This is a genomic window from Noviherbaspirillum agri, from assembly GCF_054780595.1.
On the sequence record NZ_BAAGWA010000004.1, the window covers coordinates 421,870 to 438,998 of the forward strand.

The 17,129-nt window shown below is 56.6% G+C and carries 16 protein-coding genes; 9 read left to right on the plus strand and 7 right to left on the minus strand.

Features of this window, described 5'->3' with window-relative positions:
- Positions 1–20: 20 nt before the first annotated feature.
- The 7 genes from pilM to ACYVIA_RS10115 are packed head-to-tail and all read left to right on the plus strand — an operon-like array spanning position 21 to position 6,510.
- Positions 21–971 carry a type IV pilus biogenesis protein PilM gene (gene pilM, locus ACYVIA_RS10085; RefSeq protein ID WP_460840365.1) on the plus strand — a complete coding sequence of 317 codons (951 nt, stop codon included), beginning with the start codon at positions 21–23 and terminating at the stop codon, positions 969–971.
- Positions 968–1,654: a PilN domain-containing protein gene (locus ACYVIA_RS10090; protein ID WP_460840366.1), complete on the plus strand. Its 687-nt coding sequence runs from the start codon at positions 968–970 to the stop codon at positions 1,652–1,654. The genes pilM and ACYVIA_RS10090 overlap by 4 nt, the downstream gene beginning before the upstream one ends.
- Positions 1,651–2,343 (plus strand): MSHA biogenesis protein MshJ, encoded by a 693-nt coding sequence (locus ACYVIA_RS10095; protein ID WP_460840368.1) that lies wholly within the window; start codon positions 1,651–1,653, stop codon positions 2,341–2,343. The genes ACYVIA_RS10090 and ACYVIA_RS10095 overlap by 4 nt, the downstream gene beginning before the upstream one ends.
- A 32-nt stretch (positions 2,344–2,375) precedes the next feature.
- Positions 2,376–2,726, plus strand: coding sequence for an MSHA biogenesis protein MshK (locus ACYVIA_RS10100; RefSeq protein ID WP_460840369.1), 351 nt, complete (start codon positions 2,376–2,378; stop codon positions 2,724–2,726).
- Between the two features lie 20 nt (positions 2,727–2,746).
- Positions 2,747–4,474 carry a pilus (MSHA type) biogenesis protein MshL gene (gene mshL / locus ACYVIA_RS10105; RefSeq protein WP_460840371.1) on the plus strand — a complete coding sequence of 576 codons (1,728 nt, stop codon included), beginning with the start codon at positions 2,747–2,749 and terminating at the stop codon, positions 4,472–4,474.
- A gap of 15 nt (positions 4,475–4,489) precedes the next feature.
- A complete protein-coding gene (locus tag ACYVIA_RS10110) occupies positions 4,490–5,383 on the plus strand; it encodes an ExeA family protein (protein WP_460840374.1) in 894 nt (297 codons plus the stop codon).
- The gene (locus tag ACYVIA_RS10115) at positions 5,380–6,510 is read left to right on the plus strand and encodes a tetratricopeptide repeat protein (RefSeq protein WP_460840376.1); all 1,131 of its coding nucleotides are present in this window, start codon (positions 5,380–5,382) and stop codon (positions 6,508–6,510) included. Before ACYVIA_RS10110 ends, ACYVIA_RS10115 begins: the two co-directional genes overlap by 4 nt.
- A 9-nt stretch (positions 6,511–6,519) precedes the next feature.
- Here the strand turns inward: ACYVIA_RS10115 and ACYVIA_RS10120 are convergent, their stop codons facing one another.
- From ACYVIA_RS10120 to ACYVIA_RS10140, 5 genes are all read right to left on the minus strand, one after another.
- Positions 6,520–7,113: an LOG family protein gene (locus ACYVIA_RS10120; RefSeq protein ID WP_460840378.1), complete on the minus strand. Its 594-nt coding sequence runs from the start codon at positions 7,111–7,113 to the stop codon at positions 6,520–6,522.
- 143 nt (positions 7,114–7,256) lie between these two features.
- Positions 7,257–8,030 (minus strand): hypothetical protein, encoded by a 774-nt coding sequence (locus ACYVIA_RS10125; RefSeq protein WP_460840380.1) that lies wholly within the window; start codon positions 8,028–8,030, stop codon positions 7,257–7,259.
- Positions 8,031–8,040: 10 nt separating this feature from the next.
- Positions 8,041–8,706 (minus strand): TetR/AcrR family transcriptional regulator, encoded by a 666-nt coding sequence (locus tag ACYVIA_RS10130; protein WP_460840383.1) that lies wholly within the window; start codon positions 8,704–8,706, stop codon positions 8,041–8,043.
- Between the two features lie 77 nt (positions 8,707–8,783).
- A complete protein-coding gene (locus ACYVIA_RS10135; protein ID WP_460840384.1) occupies positions 8,784–10,046 on the minus strand; it encodes a patatin-like phospholipase family protein in 1,263 nt (420 codons plus the stop codon).
- A gap of 177 nt (positions 10,047–10,223) precedes the next feature.
- Positions 10,224–10,763, minus strand: coding sequence for a phasin family protein (locus tag ACYVIA_RS10140; protein WP_460840385.1), 540 nt, complete (start codon positions 10,761–10,763; stop codon positions 10,224–10,226).
- A 207-nt stretch (positions 10,764–10,970) separates the two neighbouring features.
- On the opposite strand from ACYVIA_RS10140, the gene ACYVIA_RS10145 reads away from it, so the two are divergent.
- Positions 10,971–12,959, plus strand: coding sequence for an SDR family oxidoreductase (locus tag ACYVIA_RS10145; RefSeq protein ID WP_460840387.1), 1,989 nt, complete (start codon positions 10,971–10,973; stop codon positions 12,957–12,959).
- Between the two features lie 558 nt (positions 12,960–13,517).
- Complete coding sequence (gene corA, locus ACYVIA_RS10150; RefSeq protein WP_460840389.1) at positions 13,518–14,483, plus strand: magnesium/cobalt transporter CorA; 966 nt, start codon at positions 13,518–13,520, stop codon at positions 14,481–14,483.
- Here the strand turns inward: corA and ACYVIA_RS10155 are convergent.
- Both ACYVIA_RS10155 and ACYVIA_RS10160 read right to left on the minus strand, forming a co-directional pair.
- Entirely contained in the window at positions 14,461–15,477 is a 1,017-nt protein-coding gene (locus tag ACYVIA_RS10155) for an alpha/beta fold hydrolase (RefSeq protein ID WP_460840391.1), read from the minus strand. The two genes, corA and ACYVIA_RS10155, sit on opposite strands and share 23 nt — an antisense overlap.
- The gene (locus tag ACYVIA_RS10160; protein ID WP_460840394.1) at positions 15,474–17,129 is read right to left on the minus strand and encodes a GMC family oxidoreductase; all 1,656 of its coding nucleotides are present in this window, start codon (positions 17,127–17,129) and stop codon (positions 15,474–15,476) included. The genes ACYVIA_RS10155 and ACYVIA_RS10160 overlap by 4 nt, the downstream gene beginning before the upstream one ends.

The following is a 17,129-nucleotide window of genomic DNA, read 5'->3' on the forward strand; positions in this document are numbered from 1 at the left end:
CTTCTAAGGTATATCGGCGCATGGGTTTGTTTGCAAAGGTCAAGAAAACAGCGGGTCTGCTGGCGATCCGCTTTCAGGATGGTGCGATCAGTGCCGCCTCGATCCGGCGAGCACCGTTGACGCTCCCGGTCGTGGAAGTGCTTGCTTTTGTTCCGGGCGAGAATGGAGGTAATACACCGCCACTCGACCGGCTAGTGAAGGATCTGCAAGCCAGCCGTTATCAGCGCGCCCATCTGCTGTCGTCCGGCGAGTACCAGATGCTGTCGGTGGAAGCGCCGAACGTGCCGCCGGACGAGCTGAAAACCGCGATCCGCTGGCGCCTGAAGGACATGCTGGATTTCCATGTCGATGACGCGACCATTGATGTGCTGGATGTGCCAGTGGATAAAAATGCGCCGGTGAGAAACCATTCGCTGTATGCGATCGCCGCGCGCAACCAGTTGATCCAGCAGCGGCAGGCCGCGTTCGAGCAGGCGCGGATTCCGCTGAGCGTGATCGACATTCCGGAGATGGCGCAAAGGAATATCGCCGCACTGCTGGAGCCGGAGGGGCGCGGCCTCGCATTGCTGTCGTTCGATGCCGAGGGAGGGCTGCTGACCGTTACCTATTCCGGCGAGCTGTATTTGTCGCGCCGGATCGATATCCCCTTCAGCCAACTGGCGCAGGAAAGCGAAGAACAGAGGAATGCAACCTTCGACCGCATCACGCTGGAGCTGCAGCGCTCGCTAGATCACTTCGACCGGCAGTATCACTTCATCACGCTCGCCAAGCTGGTGCTGGCGCCCTTGGGTGAGGCGGCCGCCGGACTGCGGGACTATCTCGCTTCCAACCTGTACGTTCCGGTAGAGACGCTGAACCTGGAAACCGTTCTGGACATATCAAAGTTCCCGGAATTGAAGTCGCTCGATGAGCAGCGCCGTTATTTCCTGACGCTAGGCGCCGCACTGCGCCATGAGGAGAAAGCGCTGTGAGCCAGCAGATCAACCTGTTCAACCCGATCTTCCTCAAGCAGAAGAAGTATTTTTCGGCTGTGACGATGGCGCAGGCGCTGGGCCTGATCTTGCTCGGTTGCCTCGCTATGGGCAGCTTCGCAAGCTACCGCGTGGCTGGGCTCGCCGAGGATGCCAAGGCCACTAACATGCAATTGGCATTGGTGCAGGAGCAACTGAACCAGGTAAAGGCCAGCTATGGGCCGCGTCAGAAAGACCAGACACTTGAAGAGGAGGTGCAGCGCACGGAAGCCGAAATTCATGCTTTGCGGCAGGTGACGGACGATCTAAAGAATGCTGAATTGAGCAAGACACGCAGCTACGCGGAACACATGCGTGCATTTTCGCGGCGGATTGTGAGTGGGGTCTGGTTGACCGGCTTCACCATCAATGACACCGGCACGAGTATTGGGCTTGAGGGGCGTGCACTGCGCCCCGACTTGGTTCCTATTTACATCAACCGGCTGAAGCAGGAACCCGTGCTGCAAGGAAAATCGTTCGCCACTCTGGAGATGCAGGCGGTGCAGCCGCCTGTGGAGCATGCGACAGATAAGGGAGCTGCTTCTGCAGGCGGCACGGCAGTGGGCGTACCCTTCATCGAGTTTAGTTTGCAGTCGTCCTCGACCAGCACCCAGGCGGACCTGTCCGGAGCAAAAAGTAAATGAAGCAGCACTGGCAAAGAATTTCTGCGAAGATCGACGCGCTCACCCTACGCGAGCGGGTAATTATCTTCGGCATGGCGGCGCTGATCGTAATCGTGCTGGTAAACGTCGCGATACTGGATCCACAAACCGCAAAACAGAAACAACTATCCGAAAGTATCAAGCAGGATCAGGCGAAAATTGCGGCGCTGCATGCGGAGATGCAGCAGATGGCGCGGGCGCAATCCATTGATCCGGACCAGGACAACAAGACGCGCTTGCAGCAGTTGCAACAGCAGGCGCAACAGATACGTAGCAAAGTGGAAGGGATGCAAAGTGGATTTATTTCCCCCGAAAAAATGTCACTCTTACTTGAGGACATACTTCGGCAAAATGCGCAGCTCCGTTTGCTGTCCTTGAAGAAACTTCCGCCTTCGCGATTGAACGAGCCAGCAATGGCAGCCAAAAGCACTGCGGCGGCGACCGCCGGCAGTGCGGCGCAGGATGGGTTGGTGGCGGTCTACCGTCATGGTGTCGAGATCGTGGTCGAGGGAGGGTATCTCGACTTGCTGAGCTATCTGTCGCAGCTAGAGGCAATGCCATGGCAGCTGTTCTGGGGCGGCACGAAGCTGGAGGTGACTGAATATCCGAAGGCGACGCTGACGCTGACCTTGTTTACCTTAAGCCTGGACAAGCAATGGCTGAACATTTGAGGAACGCTGCACCATGGGTCAGCATTGCACTGATGCTGACCTGCACGTTTAGCGGCATAAGCGCCTTGGCGACTGCCCAAGGGCTGTCTGATCCCACACGTCCCCCAGCGGCTGCAGGTATGGAACAGCCTTCGGAAGGCGGGGCTGCTTCTGCAGGACCGGTTCTGCAATCCATCCTGATTTCGCAACGTCGGGCAGAGGCGATCGTTAGCGGCCGTGTGATTCACGTCGGTGACAAGGTGGGCGACGCAAGGGTGGTACGGATTACAGAAACCGAAGTGCTGCTGCGAGAAGGTAAGAATCTGAAATCGCTGAAGCTTTTCCCGAATATCGAGAAGCAACCGGACTCCAGCCGCATCGGCTCGAAAGCAAATAACCGATGACAATGAAGGCACATCACAGAATGCAAAAGACCCTATCGTTTTTCGTTGCTTTGAGTCTGCTCGGTTGTGCAAGCTCGTCGTCCAACCATGGCACATATGACTTGATCGCTGCCGAAGTGGGCAAGGCGGCCAAGCCGGATGCGACCGGTCGGCAGCCGGACGCGGTTACGGCCGCATTGCTGCCGCCAATCAACATTGAGGTACCCAAGGCACGCAAGCCGCTGGAAGAAAGGTTCAGCCTCACGCTCAACAATGTGCCGGCAGCGCAGTTCTTTATGGCGATCGCGTCGGGCACGCAGTACAGCATGCTGGTCCACCCGGAAGTCAGCGGCACGGTGTCCGCCAATCTCAAGGACGTGACCTTGTTCGAGGCGCTCGATGCCATTCGCGAGCTGTACGGCTATGACTACCAGGTCGATGGGACGCGGATCTACATCAAGCCGCTGACGCTGCAGACCCGCGTGTTTACCGTTAACTACCTGACTGCCAACCGTCGCGGCACATCGGACATCCGTGTGACATCCGGGTCGGTCAGCGACTCGACTACCGGCGGCAATGCGACGTCGACTGCGAATACACCGAACGCTCCAGCCGGGAATACGACGAACACTCAGACGCTCAACAGCAGCAAGATCAGCACGACATCCAACGCAGACTTTTGGGCAGAGCTCAAGGCGTCGCTGGAGGCGATTGTCGGCAATAAGGAAGGCCGCAGCGTCGTCATCAGCCCGCAGTCCGGTGTGGTGCTGGTGCGCGCGATGTGGGATGAACTGAAGAACGTCAATGCCTACCTCAAGGCGACCCAGCTGTCGGTAGACCGTCAGGTGATCCTGGAAGCGAAGATCATTGAAGTGCAGCTGAGCGATGGTTTTCAGTCTGGCGTGAATTGGTCGGCATTTAGCCGCAGGGACAACAGCCGCGCATCGATAGGCAAGCTCTCGCCGAATACGGTGCTGCAGCCCAACGGTCCGTTGGCAACCGGCGTCAATAACGTTGACCTTGCAGCGCGCACGTTCACCGGCGGTGACTTTATCTCAACGCCGGGCCAGAATCTGATTTCCACCGGTGCTGGCTTGTTCGGCCTGGCTTTCCAGACCAGCAATTTCGCTGCCTTGATTTCGTTCCTCGAAACCCAAGGCAAGGTCCACGTGCTGTCCAGTCCACGCATCGCAACCTTGAACAACCAGAAGGCGGTGCTGAAGGTCGGTACGGATGAGTTCTTTGTGACTAACATCAGCACCACGACCTCGGCGACCGGGGCGACCACGACGACCAGCCCGACCGTAACGGTGCAGCCATTCTTCTCAGGTGTGGCGCTTGACGTTACCCCGCAGATCGACGAAAGCGGCAATATCATCCTGCATATTCATCCGTCGGTCAGCAACGTGACGACCGTCGACAAGCCTCTCAATCTTGGCAATTCGGGCACTTACTCCTTGCCATTGGCGTCGAGCACCGTGTCCGAAACCGACAGCGTGGTACGCGGACGTGACGGCGAGATCGTCGCGATCGGCGGCCTGATGCGTCAGGCGAGTACTTCGGATCGTGCGCAGTTGCCGGGCATGGGTGATGTTCCTGTCCTGGGGCACCTGTTCCGCAATACGAACCAGGTCACCCAGAAGCGCGAGCTCGTCATCTTGCTCAAGCCGACGATTGTGCAGGGAAATAACTCATGGGCGCAGGACATCAGCGAATCGCAGCGACGTATTCAGGCGCTCGACCCCAGAGGCGTGACAGAGTTCAAATAGCGGAGCCTGTTCAGGATGTACAAAGCCCATTTCGGCCTGCGTGAACTCCCGTTCGGCATCACGCCGGACACGAGTTTTTTCTTCGCGTGCTCGAACTACCAGCAAGCGTTGAACACACTGCTGATCGCAGCACGCAACGGTGAGGGATTCATCAAGATTACCGGCGAGGTCGGCGTGGGCAAGACGCTGTTGTGCCGCAAATTCATGTCCTCGCTGGATCACGGTTTCGTCACGGCCTATATTCCCAATCCGCTGCTGGAACCGCGTACGCTGATGCTGGCGCTGGCTGACGAACTCGAAGTTCCGCAACAGAGGGATGTCGACCAGCACCAACTGCTGAAGGCAATCAACCACCGCCTGCTTGTGCTTGCCCGTGAGGGCAAGCGCGTCGTGCTCTGCCTCGATGAGGCGCAGGCGATGCCGATCGAAACCCTCGAGGCCTTGCGGCTGCTGACTAACCTTGAGACGGAGAAGCGCAAGCTGCTCCAGATTGTGATGTTCGGGCAGCCGGAGCTGAACAGAAAGCTGCAACAGGAAAGCATTCGTCAATTGAACCAGCGCATCACGTTTCACTATCACCTGGGGCCGTTGACGAAGGACGACATGGAATTTTACGTATCGCACCGGCTGCGCGTCGCCGGTTACGCCGGTGGCCGCTTGTTCAACAGAAGCGCGATCAAGTCATTGCAGAGGGCCAGCGGCGGCGTCCCGCGCCTGGTGAACATCCTTGCCCACAAGGCCATGATGCTCGCCTATGGCGAAGGCCGGCAGCAGATCAACGCACGCCACATCACGGCCGCGGCCAGCGATACGGCTGCTGCGCGGAAGGCGCACTGGCCCTGGGCATGGTTCGGCTTGACTGCATTGCTTGTCGCCGGTACCGGCATGGGATGGAAGTACTTCGCATGAGCCTGATTAATCAAATGCTCCAGGAGTTGGAGGCGCGCCGCTCCGACATTGGTACCACCGAGTCGTTTGCCCAACAGATTCGTGCAGTTCCGGAGCGCCGTGGCGTGCATCCGGCCTGGTGGGTCGCACTTGCATTGGGCATTGTGTTGTCCGGCCTGGTCATCTGGCTGATGGTCCGTGAACCAATGGCAGAGAAAGCGCCTGATGTCCGTCGACAGTTGCCGTTGCGCCTGGATGCTGATTTGAGTGTGGTATCGGTTCCGCCGCAGAAATCGGAACCGACCCTGGTTCACGAAGTTGATGCTGCTCCGGTAGCGCTGCCCCAAGTGGTGGCGGAAGTTCCGGCGTCGGATCCCGGGCCTTCAGTACCGACGCCAGTGCAGCAGGTTGCTCCACCGCCGGCTTCTGTTATTGCACAGCCGGTGTTGATGTCCACGACATCGGAGGTCGGCAAGCTCAAGGCGACGAGCAAGCCGATAGAGACGGTAGCAGTAAAACAACCTGATTTCGTCCCTGCGCCGGTGGCGATTACCAAGCAAGTAAAGGATTTCACCCCGCAACAACGAGCGGAAAACGATTACCGCAAGGCCTTGCAGGCACACCAGCAAGGACGGAGCAACGAGGCGATGGCCAGTCTGGAACAGGCATTGCAGCTCGATGGCCACCATGTCGCGGCGCGCCAGACGTTGATCGGACTCTTGCTCGAAAACAAGCGCCAGGACGACGCGATGCGCCTGGCTCAGGAAGGACTGAAACTCGATTCGACACAGCCCGGACTGGCAATGATTCTCGCAAGGCTCCAGGTCGAAAGGGGAGAGTTGCGGCCGGCGATCGATACGCTGGAACAGACTCTTCCGCATTCAGCCGACCGTGCGGACTACCATGCCTTTCTTGCTGCGCTGCTGCAACGTGATGAGCGGCACAAGCAGGCAGCGGAACGGTATCTGGTCGCCCTGCAAAAGGCTCCGCAAAACGGTGTGTGGTGGATGGGGCTGGGCATTTCGCTGCAGGCAGAGAACCGCACGAAAGAAGCGCAAGACGCATTCAAACGCGCCAGGGCAAGCAACAGCCTGTCACCGGAACTGCGGGCCTTTGTCGACGCGCGATTGAACCAGCTGCAGCCCTGATTCAACGCTTCAAATGATTTTTCCGGCGGTTGCTGCGTCAAACAGCTTGTCGTGCCGAGGCGGCCGGAAGGTTTTCAGGCGCTCGACCAGAGCGGCTGGTTCGGATGCGTGCACCAGCAACGATGCCTGCTCGGCTTTCAGAAACCGCTCATTCACGACATGCTCCAGGAATGCGATCAGGCCATCGTAGAATCCGTTCACATTCAGTAATCCGATTGGCTTGTCATGCAGGCCGAGTTGCGACCAGGTAAAGACCTCAAACAGTTCTTCGAGCGTGCCGATCCCGCCCGGCATGGCGACAAAACCATCAGATAGATCCGCCATCATCGCTTTGCGCTCATGCATGTCCTTGACGATATGCAGGCGTGTCAGGCCGATGTGTCCCACTTCTCGATCCATCAGCGCCCTGGGAATCACTCCCGTCGCCTCGCCACCCAGGCGAAGTACCTCGTCCGCGATGACGCCCATCAGTCCGACGTTTCCGCCGCCATAGACGAGTGAGATATTGTCGTCGACCATTGCCTTGGCAAGTTGGCGTGCAGCATCGGCGTAAGCAGGAGAGGCCCCGATCGAGGAACCGCAGTAGACACAGATCGATTTCATTTCTTCACACCATGAAAAAACGGCCATGCTACTCGAGCATGGCCGTTGTTGGAAGCGGCTACGTCAGTCTGCGACTTTGCACGGCCGGTCCAGGTCTCAAAGGCTTCTCAGCGACTGCCTGACGACAGCGCGGAAGGAGAAGGTCAGTCCTCCAATTCCTCCTTCGCCAATTCCACATCAAGCCTTTCCATGGCATCCATTGGCTCACAAGCCGCTGCCTCTTCATACAGTTTGACGGCTTCGTTCATTTTCTTCTTGCCTTCCAGCATGACGAGTCCATTTGCGTACTCAACCCGAGAGATGGCCGAGTGTGGGTTGAGCGCCATGCCTGCCTTGAAGAACTTCAGGCTATCTTCCTTCTTCGCGCCATACGTGAGGCCGCCGATCATTGCACCGACCTTGTCGATGATTTCTGCGTGATACGCGCCAAGGGCGATATGCGCGTCGGCATGTTTTGGTGCAAGTTTGATGGTCGTGTCGAGACTATTTTTGACCTTTGTGCCGATACCTGCTGAAAGCGCCTTGACCACCGAGATCCCTTGCGCATACCGGCCAAGCGCATAGGCATGCCAGTAGTAGCCGGCCGGATTCTTGGGCTGTTCGCGCTGCTGCTGTTCACAGCGCTCGGCGATTTCCTGAAACAGACTCAGCTTCTTCTTCTCGGACTTCTCAAGATAGTTCGCATAGATGCACGCTGCTTTGTTTGCGACAGTGTAGCCGTCGATACCTAGCGCAAGACCGAGCTTGACGGCCTTTTCAAACTCGCCTGCATGGAATGCTATCCAGGCGTCGACGAGCGCAGCGTCTTTCGGAAACGGTTCGGCATCGCCGGTATGAAGCCGTCCCCAGTTTTTTTTCAGGCTCGCTGGCGTGTAGACATATGTTTCATCGGGATAGGGGAACTTGCTCCACGCCATTGACTTCTCCTTACTTAAGTTTTTTTAGATATTCTTCAGCCAGTTTTTCAAATAACAATTGGGTTTCGCCACGCAGGTAAGGGCCGATCAGGGAAAGAACCTGATAGCAGCCGCGTGCCAAGGCATCTGCCATGACGTCTTGTTCGGTGTACTTGCGCGGATTGCGTACGTACTCGTATGAGAGCCAGTACGTGCCCAACACAACAATATTAGTCGCAAGTGCATCGATTTCAGCATCTGTGGCTTCCAGGGCCTTGTCGGCACGCAGACCAACGCATAGTTGTTGGGCGACCTTGGTCTTGTGCGCGAGGATTTGCTTGAAGTGCAGCTCCAGCTTGCGGTTGCGTGAGAGCAGGTCACTGAGGTCGCGATAGAAAAAGCGGTAACGCCATACCAGTTCGAACATGAGGTGCATATATAGCCACACGTCCTCGATGTTGGGCCGCCGGTCGGCAGGCACGGCAAGCATGCGTCCTATTTCCGCCTCGAACTGCGCGAACAGCGAGTTGACGATGTCGTCCTTGTTGCGGAAGTGATAGTAGAGATTGCCCGGGGAAATGTTCATTTCCTCGGCAATGACGGTGGTGGTGATGTTCGGTTCGCCGAATTCGTTGAAGAGCCGGAGCGACAGTTCGAGGATCCGTTCGCGTGTGCGCCGAGGGGCTTTGTGTTGCATGCTAGCTGCCTCCCAATTCCATTTTCGTTTGTTGCTAGCATAACACTGATAAAACGATACACAAACGGCCGTCGGCGCTATCCTGCAGCGATTTTCAGATGCCGTTCCAGGTTGTCAAGTACTTGAGACAGGTTTGCCAAACCGAATCGGTCACCCTTGTCGCCGGCAGGATTCTTCACCAGGGTGAGGCTGGTATCGCTGAGGACGGAAAGCTTCAGGCGCATGCCGTGGCGCTTCAGGACGGGAGCAATTTCGTGCCGGCGTTGCCACAGCAGCATCCGCGTATTCTGGTAGGAGTTCTCACACATGCGCCGCCGGTTGTTGTAGCTGAACAGGTTAGTGAAAAACATGTCCGCATCTTCCTGACTTGGCTCGATCAGCAGAATATCGCTGTGCGGATAGGTCACGGCATAATTTGCCATGCCGACTTCAAGGCGGGAATGGATAATTGCACGCAAGGTCTGTGAGAGTACGGTAAGCAGCCCGCCCTGTGCAAGCTTGCCGGGGGCGTGCGTGGCACGCGCGTTGTAGGGCACGATCGGATTGACGCAAAGGAGCAGGTCAACACCATCTTCAAGTGCTATGGATGCATGAAGCGTCTTGCGCAAGGCGCCGTCCACATAATAATGGCCATTGATCTCGACCGGCGGAAAGAGTCCGGGAACGGCGGCGCTGGCTTGGGCAGCCTTGGAAATAGGCACACGATCATAACCAGGCATGCCGAACCGGACAGGCTCGCCAGTATCGAGATCGGTCGCCACAATGACGAGCTTCTGTTTTAGCCGGCGAAAATCATTGGTCCGGCCGGGTTCTGCGAAGACGCGCTCCATGAATTCATGAATGCCCGCTCCGGAGAATATTCCAGTGGGTAGTGCGGCCTTCAATCGTTCGAGCGAGGCGGCGACGGTTGTTTTTCTGCGACGACGTGCATAGTGCAGCAAGCCTCCTGCCAGCAACACCGGGAACGCTGCACCTCGTATGCCTAATTCTTCCCATGCCGGGCGGAGCAGCATCTCTGGTTTGAAGGGGAAATCGTCCTCGTCGAGGGCGTCGCTCTCGACGAACAGACGGCACATCTGATGCGGCGTGATGCCGTTTGCAAGCCCGGCTGCGATGATACCGCCGGCGCTGATGCCCACATAAATTTTGGCATCGTTCAAGTCCAATCCCTCGATCGACTCTTCGAGTGCGGCAAGGGCTCCGATTTCATATACCGCGCCAAGCGGCCCACCGCCAGCCAGCGCAAGACCGATGAGCGGTGTGCTGCGATTCGGTCTGGAAGACCGGCGGCGGGATGGGCGCCCCGCAGTTCTCTTTGTGCTATGGCCGGAAGAGGTCATCGGATGTAAGGGAGTACGCATATGCACGCCTCAAATATACGCCTGTATGGTAGTGATGGCACCGGCGAATCAGCAACCGGCTTGCGTATGGAAACGTGCAACAAAAAAGGGCTTGCGATCAAGCAAGCCCTGAAATTGCCGTAAAAGCCGGAAGGCACATGTACATGTTTGTATAACCTATCTTGCTGCAGCTCTCTTCCTCGAGACAGCTTTCGTTGCTACCTTCTTTGCCGCAGGTTTGGCCACCGCTTTTTTTGCAGCCGTTTTCTTCGCTGCAGGTTTTGCAGCAGCTTTGCTCACTGCCATTTTCTTGCCGGAGAGCGTGGCCACCGCCTTGCTCAGTTCCTCGACACGCTTGGTCAGCATCTGGATGTCCTTTTGAGTCGGTACGCCCAGGCTCTGCAGCGAGCGCGACACACGATCCTCGAACACCTGTTCCAGCTTGTCCCAGGAACCGGACGCCTGCTTGCTGACGTTTTCAGCCATTCTCGTCACGGTATCAGTCACATCGGAGACCTTCCCGTTTGCGAGCTTCTGGGTACGCTTTTGAAGCTCGGTGCCTTCCTTCACCAGTTTCGCAAATACTTTGCCGCCTTCCTCCTGCGCCTTGGCAAACGCTCCCAACCCCGCTTGCCAGATCTGTTGCGCCGATGTGCGAACTGCTTCGGCAAGTTGTGTGTCGTCAGACTTGGCCAGTGCCTTCAGTTTTTTTACCATCGTATTCTCCGTTTAATGATTGATTCAAACGTCATACAAGCCGACGCACCTTTGATAAAACAGTTTAGGTTGCAAAAGTAGAGATCGCATTCTAAAGCCATAGAGAGGGCTTTCTAACTGATAAGCATCAATATGCAGCGCCTTGTCAGCGCAAGCCCTGCCTGCAATGATTGTCGCCCGAACAAGTTCAAGAAAAAGGGAGTCAGCATGCAGTATTTCGTTACAGGGGCAACCGGCTTCATCGGCAAGCGGATGGTGAAGAAGCTGCTTGATCGTGAAGGCAGCATTGTGTATTTCCTGATGCGCGAGGAAAGCAGGGACAAAGTCCCCGGTCTGCTCGAGTACTGGGAAGCAGACGAGACCCGCGCGATTCCCATATACGGAGATCTGCGCAATCCTAAGCTTGGTGTGTCGAGGGAAGATGCCAGTCGGCTGGCCAACAGAATCGACCACTTCTTCCACCTCGCTGCCATCTACGATCTGAAAGCGGACCCGGTGCAGCAGATGGAGGTGAATATAGGCGGCACGCGCAATACTGTCGCGTTCGCGAACGAGATAGGTGCAGGCTGCGTGCATCACGTCAGTTCCATTGCGGCGGCCGGGCTTTTCGAAGGTATCTTCCGTGAGGATATGTTTGAAGAGGCGGAAAACCTCGAGCATCCCTATTTTGCGTCGAAGCACGAATCGGAAAAGGTGGTCCGTAACGAATGCAAAGGGGCATTCCGTATCTACCGCCCCGGCATGGTCGTCGGTGACTCCAGGACCGGCGAAATGGACAAGATCGACGGTCCCTACTATTTTTTCAAGCTGATACAGCGCGTCCGCCAGATACTTCCTCCGTGGATGCCCGCCATTGGCATTGAAGGAGGGCGAATCAATATTGTGCCGGTTGATTATGTCGTAAGTGCAATGGTTTACATCGCACACAAGCCTGAGCTTGACGGCAAGTGTTTCCACCTGACGGATCCGCAGCCGATGCGTGTTGGAGATGTCCTCAACACATTCGCGCGTGCAGCGCATGCGCCGACCATGAGCCTGCGTATCAATGCTGCGTTGTTCGGCTTTGTTCCGAAGTCGGTCAAGAAGGGCATGATGGCGCTTACCCCTGTGCGGCGTGTGCGTTCTGCGCTGATGAAGGATCTCGGGTTGCCGGAGGATTTGATGCAGTTCATCAATTACCCGACGCGATTCGACAATCGCGAAACGGTCGCCGCGTTGAAGGGGAGCGGAATCAGTTGCCCTCGCCTGGACGAGTACGCTTATCGGATCTGGGACTACTGGGAGCGCAATCTCGATCCGGACTTGTTCATCGATCGCACGCTGCGCGGCCAAGTGGCAGGAAAGGTCGTCCTTGTCACGGGAGGATCATCCGGTATTGGCTTGGCGGTTGCGCACAAGCTCGCCGAGGCCGGTGCAAAGACGATCATCTGCGGCCGCGACGAAGACAAGCTTGCGGACGCAAAGCGGCAAATCAGGGAGCGCGGCTTCGACGTCATTACGTACCGGGCGGATGTCGCGGACATGGTGGACTGCGATCGCTTCGTGCGCGTGCTCATTGAGGAGCATGGAGGTGTCGATATCCTGGTGAATAATGCGGGCCGCTCCATCCGCCGCGCCATCGAATCGAGCTACGATCGCTTCCACGATTTCGAAAGGACAATGCAGCTCAACTATTTCGGTGCGCTGCGCCTGACCATGGGCCTGCTGCCGACCATGGTGGCGCGCAAGCAAGGGCAGGTAATTAATATTTCTTCCATTGGCGTGTTGACGAACGCCCCTCGCTTTTCAGCGTATGTCGCTTCAAAAGCCGCACTGGACGCATGGACGCGCTGCGCCGCTTCGGAATTTGCGGACATGAACATCAAGTTCACAACGATCAACATGCCGCTGGTGCGCACGCCGATGATCGCACCGACAAAGATCTATCAAAACGTGCCGACGCTTTCGCCTGATGATGCGGCAGATCTGATTGCACAGGCAATCGTCGATAAGCCGGTGCGCATTGCGACACGACTCGGGATTCTCGGGGAGGTATTGCACGCCTTGGTGCCGCGGGTGTCGCAGATCATCATGAACACCAGTTTCCGGATGTTCCCGGACTCCGATGCTGCGAGGAGCAATGAGGACAAGAAGGCACCACAGATGAGTGCGGACCAGATTGCTCTGCAGCAGCTATTGAAAGGCGTGCATTTCTAGCGGGCTGTTGAAGCGGGCAACGCGCGGACTGAGGCTGGTAGCGAGAAAGTGCATAAGGATAAGTTATGTGCATGGAACCGCCAGCCTCAAGATCCACCTGCGAGCATGTGCGACAGCATGATGCCAATGTGCATGCATTCTTGCGTCCGCGTTGTCGTGTGCACAGGTACGATGAATTTATCGCTATGGCCCACGTTTATAGGGTAACGCCATTACGCCAATCTCATGGATAACGCAGTTATTCACCAAAAGATCGCTCTGAATCTTGTTGGCATTGTCGGCCGCCACTTTTCCATTATCGGAGGTCAAGGTGACTTCTTCGCCTTGTAGGTTCTCGCCTTTCCTGGCGTCACATCTGATACTGTCACTTTGCCGGGAATGATATGACGCGACATTATTCCCGCCAACTTGGTCTTGCCTTCATCAGCGCCTCCAGCTGCTCTGGCCAGAGCTTGTCGAAGGTGACGTCGCCAATGTTGATGACAGGCAGGAGTTTTTTGAAACAGCTCAAGCACAGTGCTTGCAGCAATGTTGAACAAATCTTCAGGAGCAGGACTTATGCTCATCAACTGCGTGGCATATCAGGACGGAAAGAGGCTCACCGAGGTACGGCCGGAGCAGATCGGGGAATATCTGCATCGAGAGGACTGCTTTGTCTGGGTTGCGTTGAGGGATGCGGAGCCGGATGAACTTCGACAGATGCAGCGCGAATTCGGTCTGCACGAACTGGCGGTGGAGGATGCATTGCATGGACATCAGCGGCCGAAAATCGAGGAGTATGGGGATTCGCTGTTCGGGGTAGTGCATATCATCGAGATGGTGGACGGTGAATTTGTCGTCGGCGAACTGCATATTTTCGTTGAAGAGCGCTATGTCCTGTCTGTCCGCAACCAGAGCAGCCAGGGTTTTCTCGGCGTTCGTGAACGGTGCGAGCGCGAGCCGCACTTAATGAAGCACGGCGCTGTCTTTGTTTTCTACGCGCTGATGGATGCGGTGGTCGACCGCTATTTCCCTGTACTGGAAGAACTCGAGTCGGAACTGGAAACGGTCGAAGAGCAAATCTTCCTCAAGGGATCGGAGCGGGCGAATATCGAGCGCTTGTATCAGTTAAAACGCAAGGCAATGACGCTCAAGCATGCGGTCGCTCCGCTGATGGAGGCAGTGGCAAAGCTGCACGGGGGAAGGGTGCCGCGAATCTGTTTCAATACCCAGGAATACTTCCGCGACGTGTATGACCACCTGTACCGAATCAACGCCTCCATCGATAACATCCGCGACACGATCGGTACGGCGATACAGGTGAATCTCTCGATGGTGACCATCGATGAAAGCGAGGTCAACAAGCGGCTTGCAGCGTGGGCAGCGATTTTCGCCGTGGCTACCGCATTTGTCGGGATATGGGGCATGAACTTTCAATACATGCCCGAGCTGAAGTGGAAATACGGATACCTGATGGCGCTGATCGTGGTCGCCGCAGTGTGCGGCTATCTTTATTACCGGTTCAAGAAATCAGGTTGGCTTTAGGGGAGGGTGCGCTCTTTGCTGATTCTCGCGCAGCGCGCATCTTCAGTTGGGGTTTTCGAACGCGGGAAGCCCGTCTGATCTCCCTGATCACTTGTGCGTGAATGACGGGATCCAGCCCCAGCGCAACATGGCCAATGGCATGGAACTCGATATTTTTTGCGCCTGCAAGATGGGACGAGCGCTGTGGTGAAATGATGTTGTCGTGGTGGGAATAGATCGAGACAAAAAGCCGGTAGGTATCCGGGCCTTCCCCTGCCGCGAGATCACGTAACCAATCGCTCGCAATTCCCTCCTGCTCCGTTGCCGTCCATCGCATTTGCTGCGTATTCAGGCCGACGCCAAAATGTGCGAGTCCGGTGCCATGGTGCGGCGTGCCGAGCGTAATCACCTTGGCGATACGTTTGTTGCCGTGCACGCGCAAGTAAGCACGTGCGACCAATCCACCCATGCTGTGGCCGACCAGAATCACTTTGTCGTGTCCGGTTTCGTTGCAGATGCGCTCAACTGTTTCATGAATGATCGGCACATACTCGTCGATACCTCCGATCACTGGTTCCATGTTGACGGCGTAATGCGCAATCTTCGCTCGGACCAGCGCTTTGCTCATCGAATGCCAGTAACCGCTGTTGCAGCCATAACCATGAATCAGAAGCACAGGCAACCCCTCCGGATCATGCGGCACATTCCGGGAGAAGGCGTGAAACGGCATCGTCAAGGATGAGCTGGTCATCGTCGCCTTAAACTCTGTGAGAAATAGCCTGCATGCCTGCCACCAGCCGATACGGTAGTGAAGTGGTAGTTCGCTGCGATAGCGGCGCGCTAGCACGAAGTTATTGAAGGTAATGATCATTCGAATCAATAACACCGAGCCAATGCTCGCCGTTAGTGCGATAACGGCATTTTCGATGCCGAAAGCTTTTTTAGCCAGAAGGTATATTCCGGCAGCAAAGAGGAGCTGAACGAGCAATATAAGACGAGTAATGCGAGCAATCATGCGTCTGCAGAAGCGAGCTTTGGTGCGGGTTTGCCGGTAAGTTCGGTAGCGAGAGTGCTTGCCAGCTTAGCGGTGATTCCGTAAATCGACAACTGAGGATTTGCCCCTATCGATGTCGGAAACAGCGAGCCGTCGTGTACCGACAGATTGCTGACACCATGGTAGCGGCCATTTGATGATACCAAGCCGAGCCTGGTGTCATCCGACATGGCGCATCCGCCCATCACATGCGCAGAAACGACCCTTGCCAGCAATGGTTTGTATGGGAGGTTTTCAATCGCCTTGCGTGCGGCCGCCCAAGTGGCGTAACCCTCCGCCATTTCGTGTACCGGATAGACGGTCTTCGCACCCGCAGCGAACTGGATTTCTGCCATCGTCAGCAATGCCCGCTTGACCCCATCCCAGACGAAATCGGTGATTGGATAATCCAGGACCGGAAAGCCATCATCACGCAGTGCTACCGTTCCACCCGCGGACTGCTCATGGAAGCCGTCGCGCAGTAGGGAAATCAGCGCGTGCGTGTGCGGAAACTGTTTCATCATTGCCGTGTGCTGCGCACCGAAACCGAACATCGTGGATGAGAACAATACCGGATGCAGTGGTGGCGCTTCCAGTTTGTAGCCCATCGGCCCATCGATCGCCTGGGTCTCCAGGAAGTGATCAGAATAAATTGATTGCGGGGCGCCGGAGTATCCCTCCACTTTCTGATCGAAGAGTGCGGCAGAGATGACGGTGGGATGCAGGAAAGTACGCCTGCCAAGCAAAGCATGTGGATCAGGCGCGCCTGAACGCATCAGCAATGCGGGAGAATTGATCGCTCCACCGGCAACGACATAATGCCTGGCGCGCACAGTGACGGTTATCCCTGAAGGCGCAAGTCCGCTTGCGTCGAGCGCTGTGCAGGCAAGGCCTGAAACCGTGTCGTTCTTTAGGAGGAGCCGCTCCGCGCGTGTGCGCATCAGCAGCGTGGCGCCACGCGATAAGGCAGAGGGAATGGTGGTTACCAGCATCGACTGCTTTGCATTGGTAGGGCATCCCATCCCGCAGTAGCCGAGATTCCAGCATCCGTTCACATTGCGTCGAATAGAGGCAGTAGGGATGCCGAGTCTGGCTGCACCCCGTTTGAGCAGGTCATTGTTTTCATTGGGTGGGGTCAGCCATACCCCGACGTTCAGCCGTTGCTCCATGGTTGAAAACCACGGTGCCAAGGCTTCCGGCGAATAATCCGCCAGGCCGAACATCTTCTGCCAGTAGTTCAACGTGCCGTTCGGCGTGCGGAAACTCGAAGTCCAGTTGACAGTGGTCGACCCGCCGACTGCGCGGCCCTGCAGGATGCTGATGGACTTGTCCTTGGTTTTGCGTGCTGCCGATTCCTGGTACAGCGCCGGATAGGCTTGCGCTTCGCGCATCTTGAAGTCCTTTGATGACTTCAATGGACCTTCTTCGATCAGGACCACGGACAGTCCGGTCAGCGCGAGAATTTCGGCGGTCACGCCACCACCTGCGCCGGTGCCAACGATCGCAACATCGGCCTCAATGTTGCGGTTATCCGTCAGCGTGGAGGCATCGATAACCTTCCACCCCTTTGCGAGGCCAGCCTGGATCGGGTCGGGAATCGGATTGGGAGTTGCACTGGTCACGGTGCTTGTCAT

What these genes read in the sequence shown, in the direction of transcription:
- mshL (WP_460840371.1), top strand. Translation starts at nt 2,747, where the DNA reads ATGCAAAAGACCCTATCGTTTTTCGTTGCTTTGAGTCTGCTCGGTTGT.
- ACYVIA_RS10130 (WP_460840383.1), bottom strand. Translation starts at nt 8,706, where the DNA reads ATGCAACACAAAGCCCCTCGGCGCACACGCGAACGGATCCTCGAACTG.
- ACYVIA_RS10100 (WP_460840369.1), top strand. Translation starts at nt 2,376, where the DNA reads ATGCTGACCTGCACGTTTAGCGGCATAAGCGCCTTGGCGACTGCCCAA.
- ACYVIA_RS10120 (WP_460840378.1), bottom strand. Translation starts at nt 7,113, where the DNA reads ATGAAATCGATCTGTGTCTACTGCGGTTCCTCGATCGGGGCCTCTCCT.
- ACYVIA_RS10125 (WP_460840380.1), bottom strand. Translation starts at nt 8,030, where the DNA reads ATGGCGTGGAGCAAGTTCCCCTATCCCGATGAAACATATGTCTACACG.
- ACYVIA_RS10155 (WP_460840391.1), bottom strand. Translation starts at nt 15,477, where the DNA reads ATGATTGCTCGCATTACTCGTCTTATATTGCTCGTTCAGCTCCTCTTT.
- ACYVIA_RS10110 (WP_460840374.1), top strand. Translation starts at nt 4,490, where the DNA reads ATGTACAAAGCCCATTTCGGCCTGCGTGAACTCCCGTTCGGCATCACG.
- ACYVIA_RS10160 (WP_460840394.1), bottom strand. Translation starts at nt 17,129, where the DNA reads ATGACAAGCACCGTGACCAGTGCAACTCCCAATCCGATTCCCGACCCG.
- ACYVIA_RS10095 (WP_460840368.1), top strand. Translation starts at nt 1,651, where the DNA reads ATGAAGCAGCACTGGCAAAGAATTTCTGCGAAGATCGACGCGCTCACC.
- pilM (WP_460840365.1), top strand. Translation starts at nt 21, where the DNA reads ATGGGTTTGTTTGCAAAGGTCAAGAAAACAGCGGGTCTGCTGGCGATC.
- corA (WP_460840389.1), top strand. Translation starts at nt 13,518, where the DNA reads ATGCTCATCAACTGCGTGGCATATCAGGACGGAAAGAGGCTCACCGAG.
- ACYVIA_RS10140 (WP_460840385.1), bottom strand. Translation starts at nt 10,763, where the DNA reads ATGGTAAAAAAACTGAAGGCACTGGCCAAGTCTGACGACACACAACTT.
- ACYVIA_RS10135 (WP_460840384.1), bottom strand. Translation starts at nt 10,046, where the DNA reads ATGACCTCTTCCGGCCATAGCACAAAGAGAACTGCGGGGCGCCCATCC.
- ACYVIA_RS10115 (WP_460840376.1), top strand. Translation starts at nt 5,380, where the DNA reads ATGAGCCTGATTAATCAAATGCTCCAGGAGTTGGAGGCGCGCCGCTCC.
- ACYVIA_RS10145 (WP_460840387.1), top strand. Translation starts at nt 10,971, where the DNA reads ATGCAGTATTTCGTTACAGGGGCAACCGGCTTCATCGGCAAGCGGATG.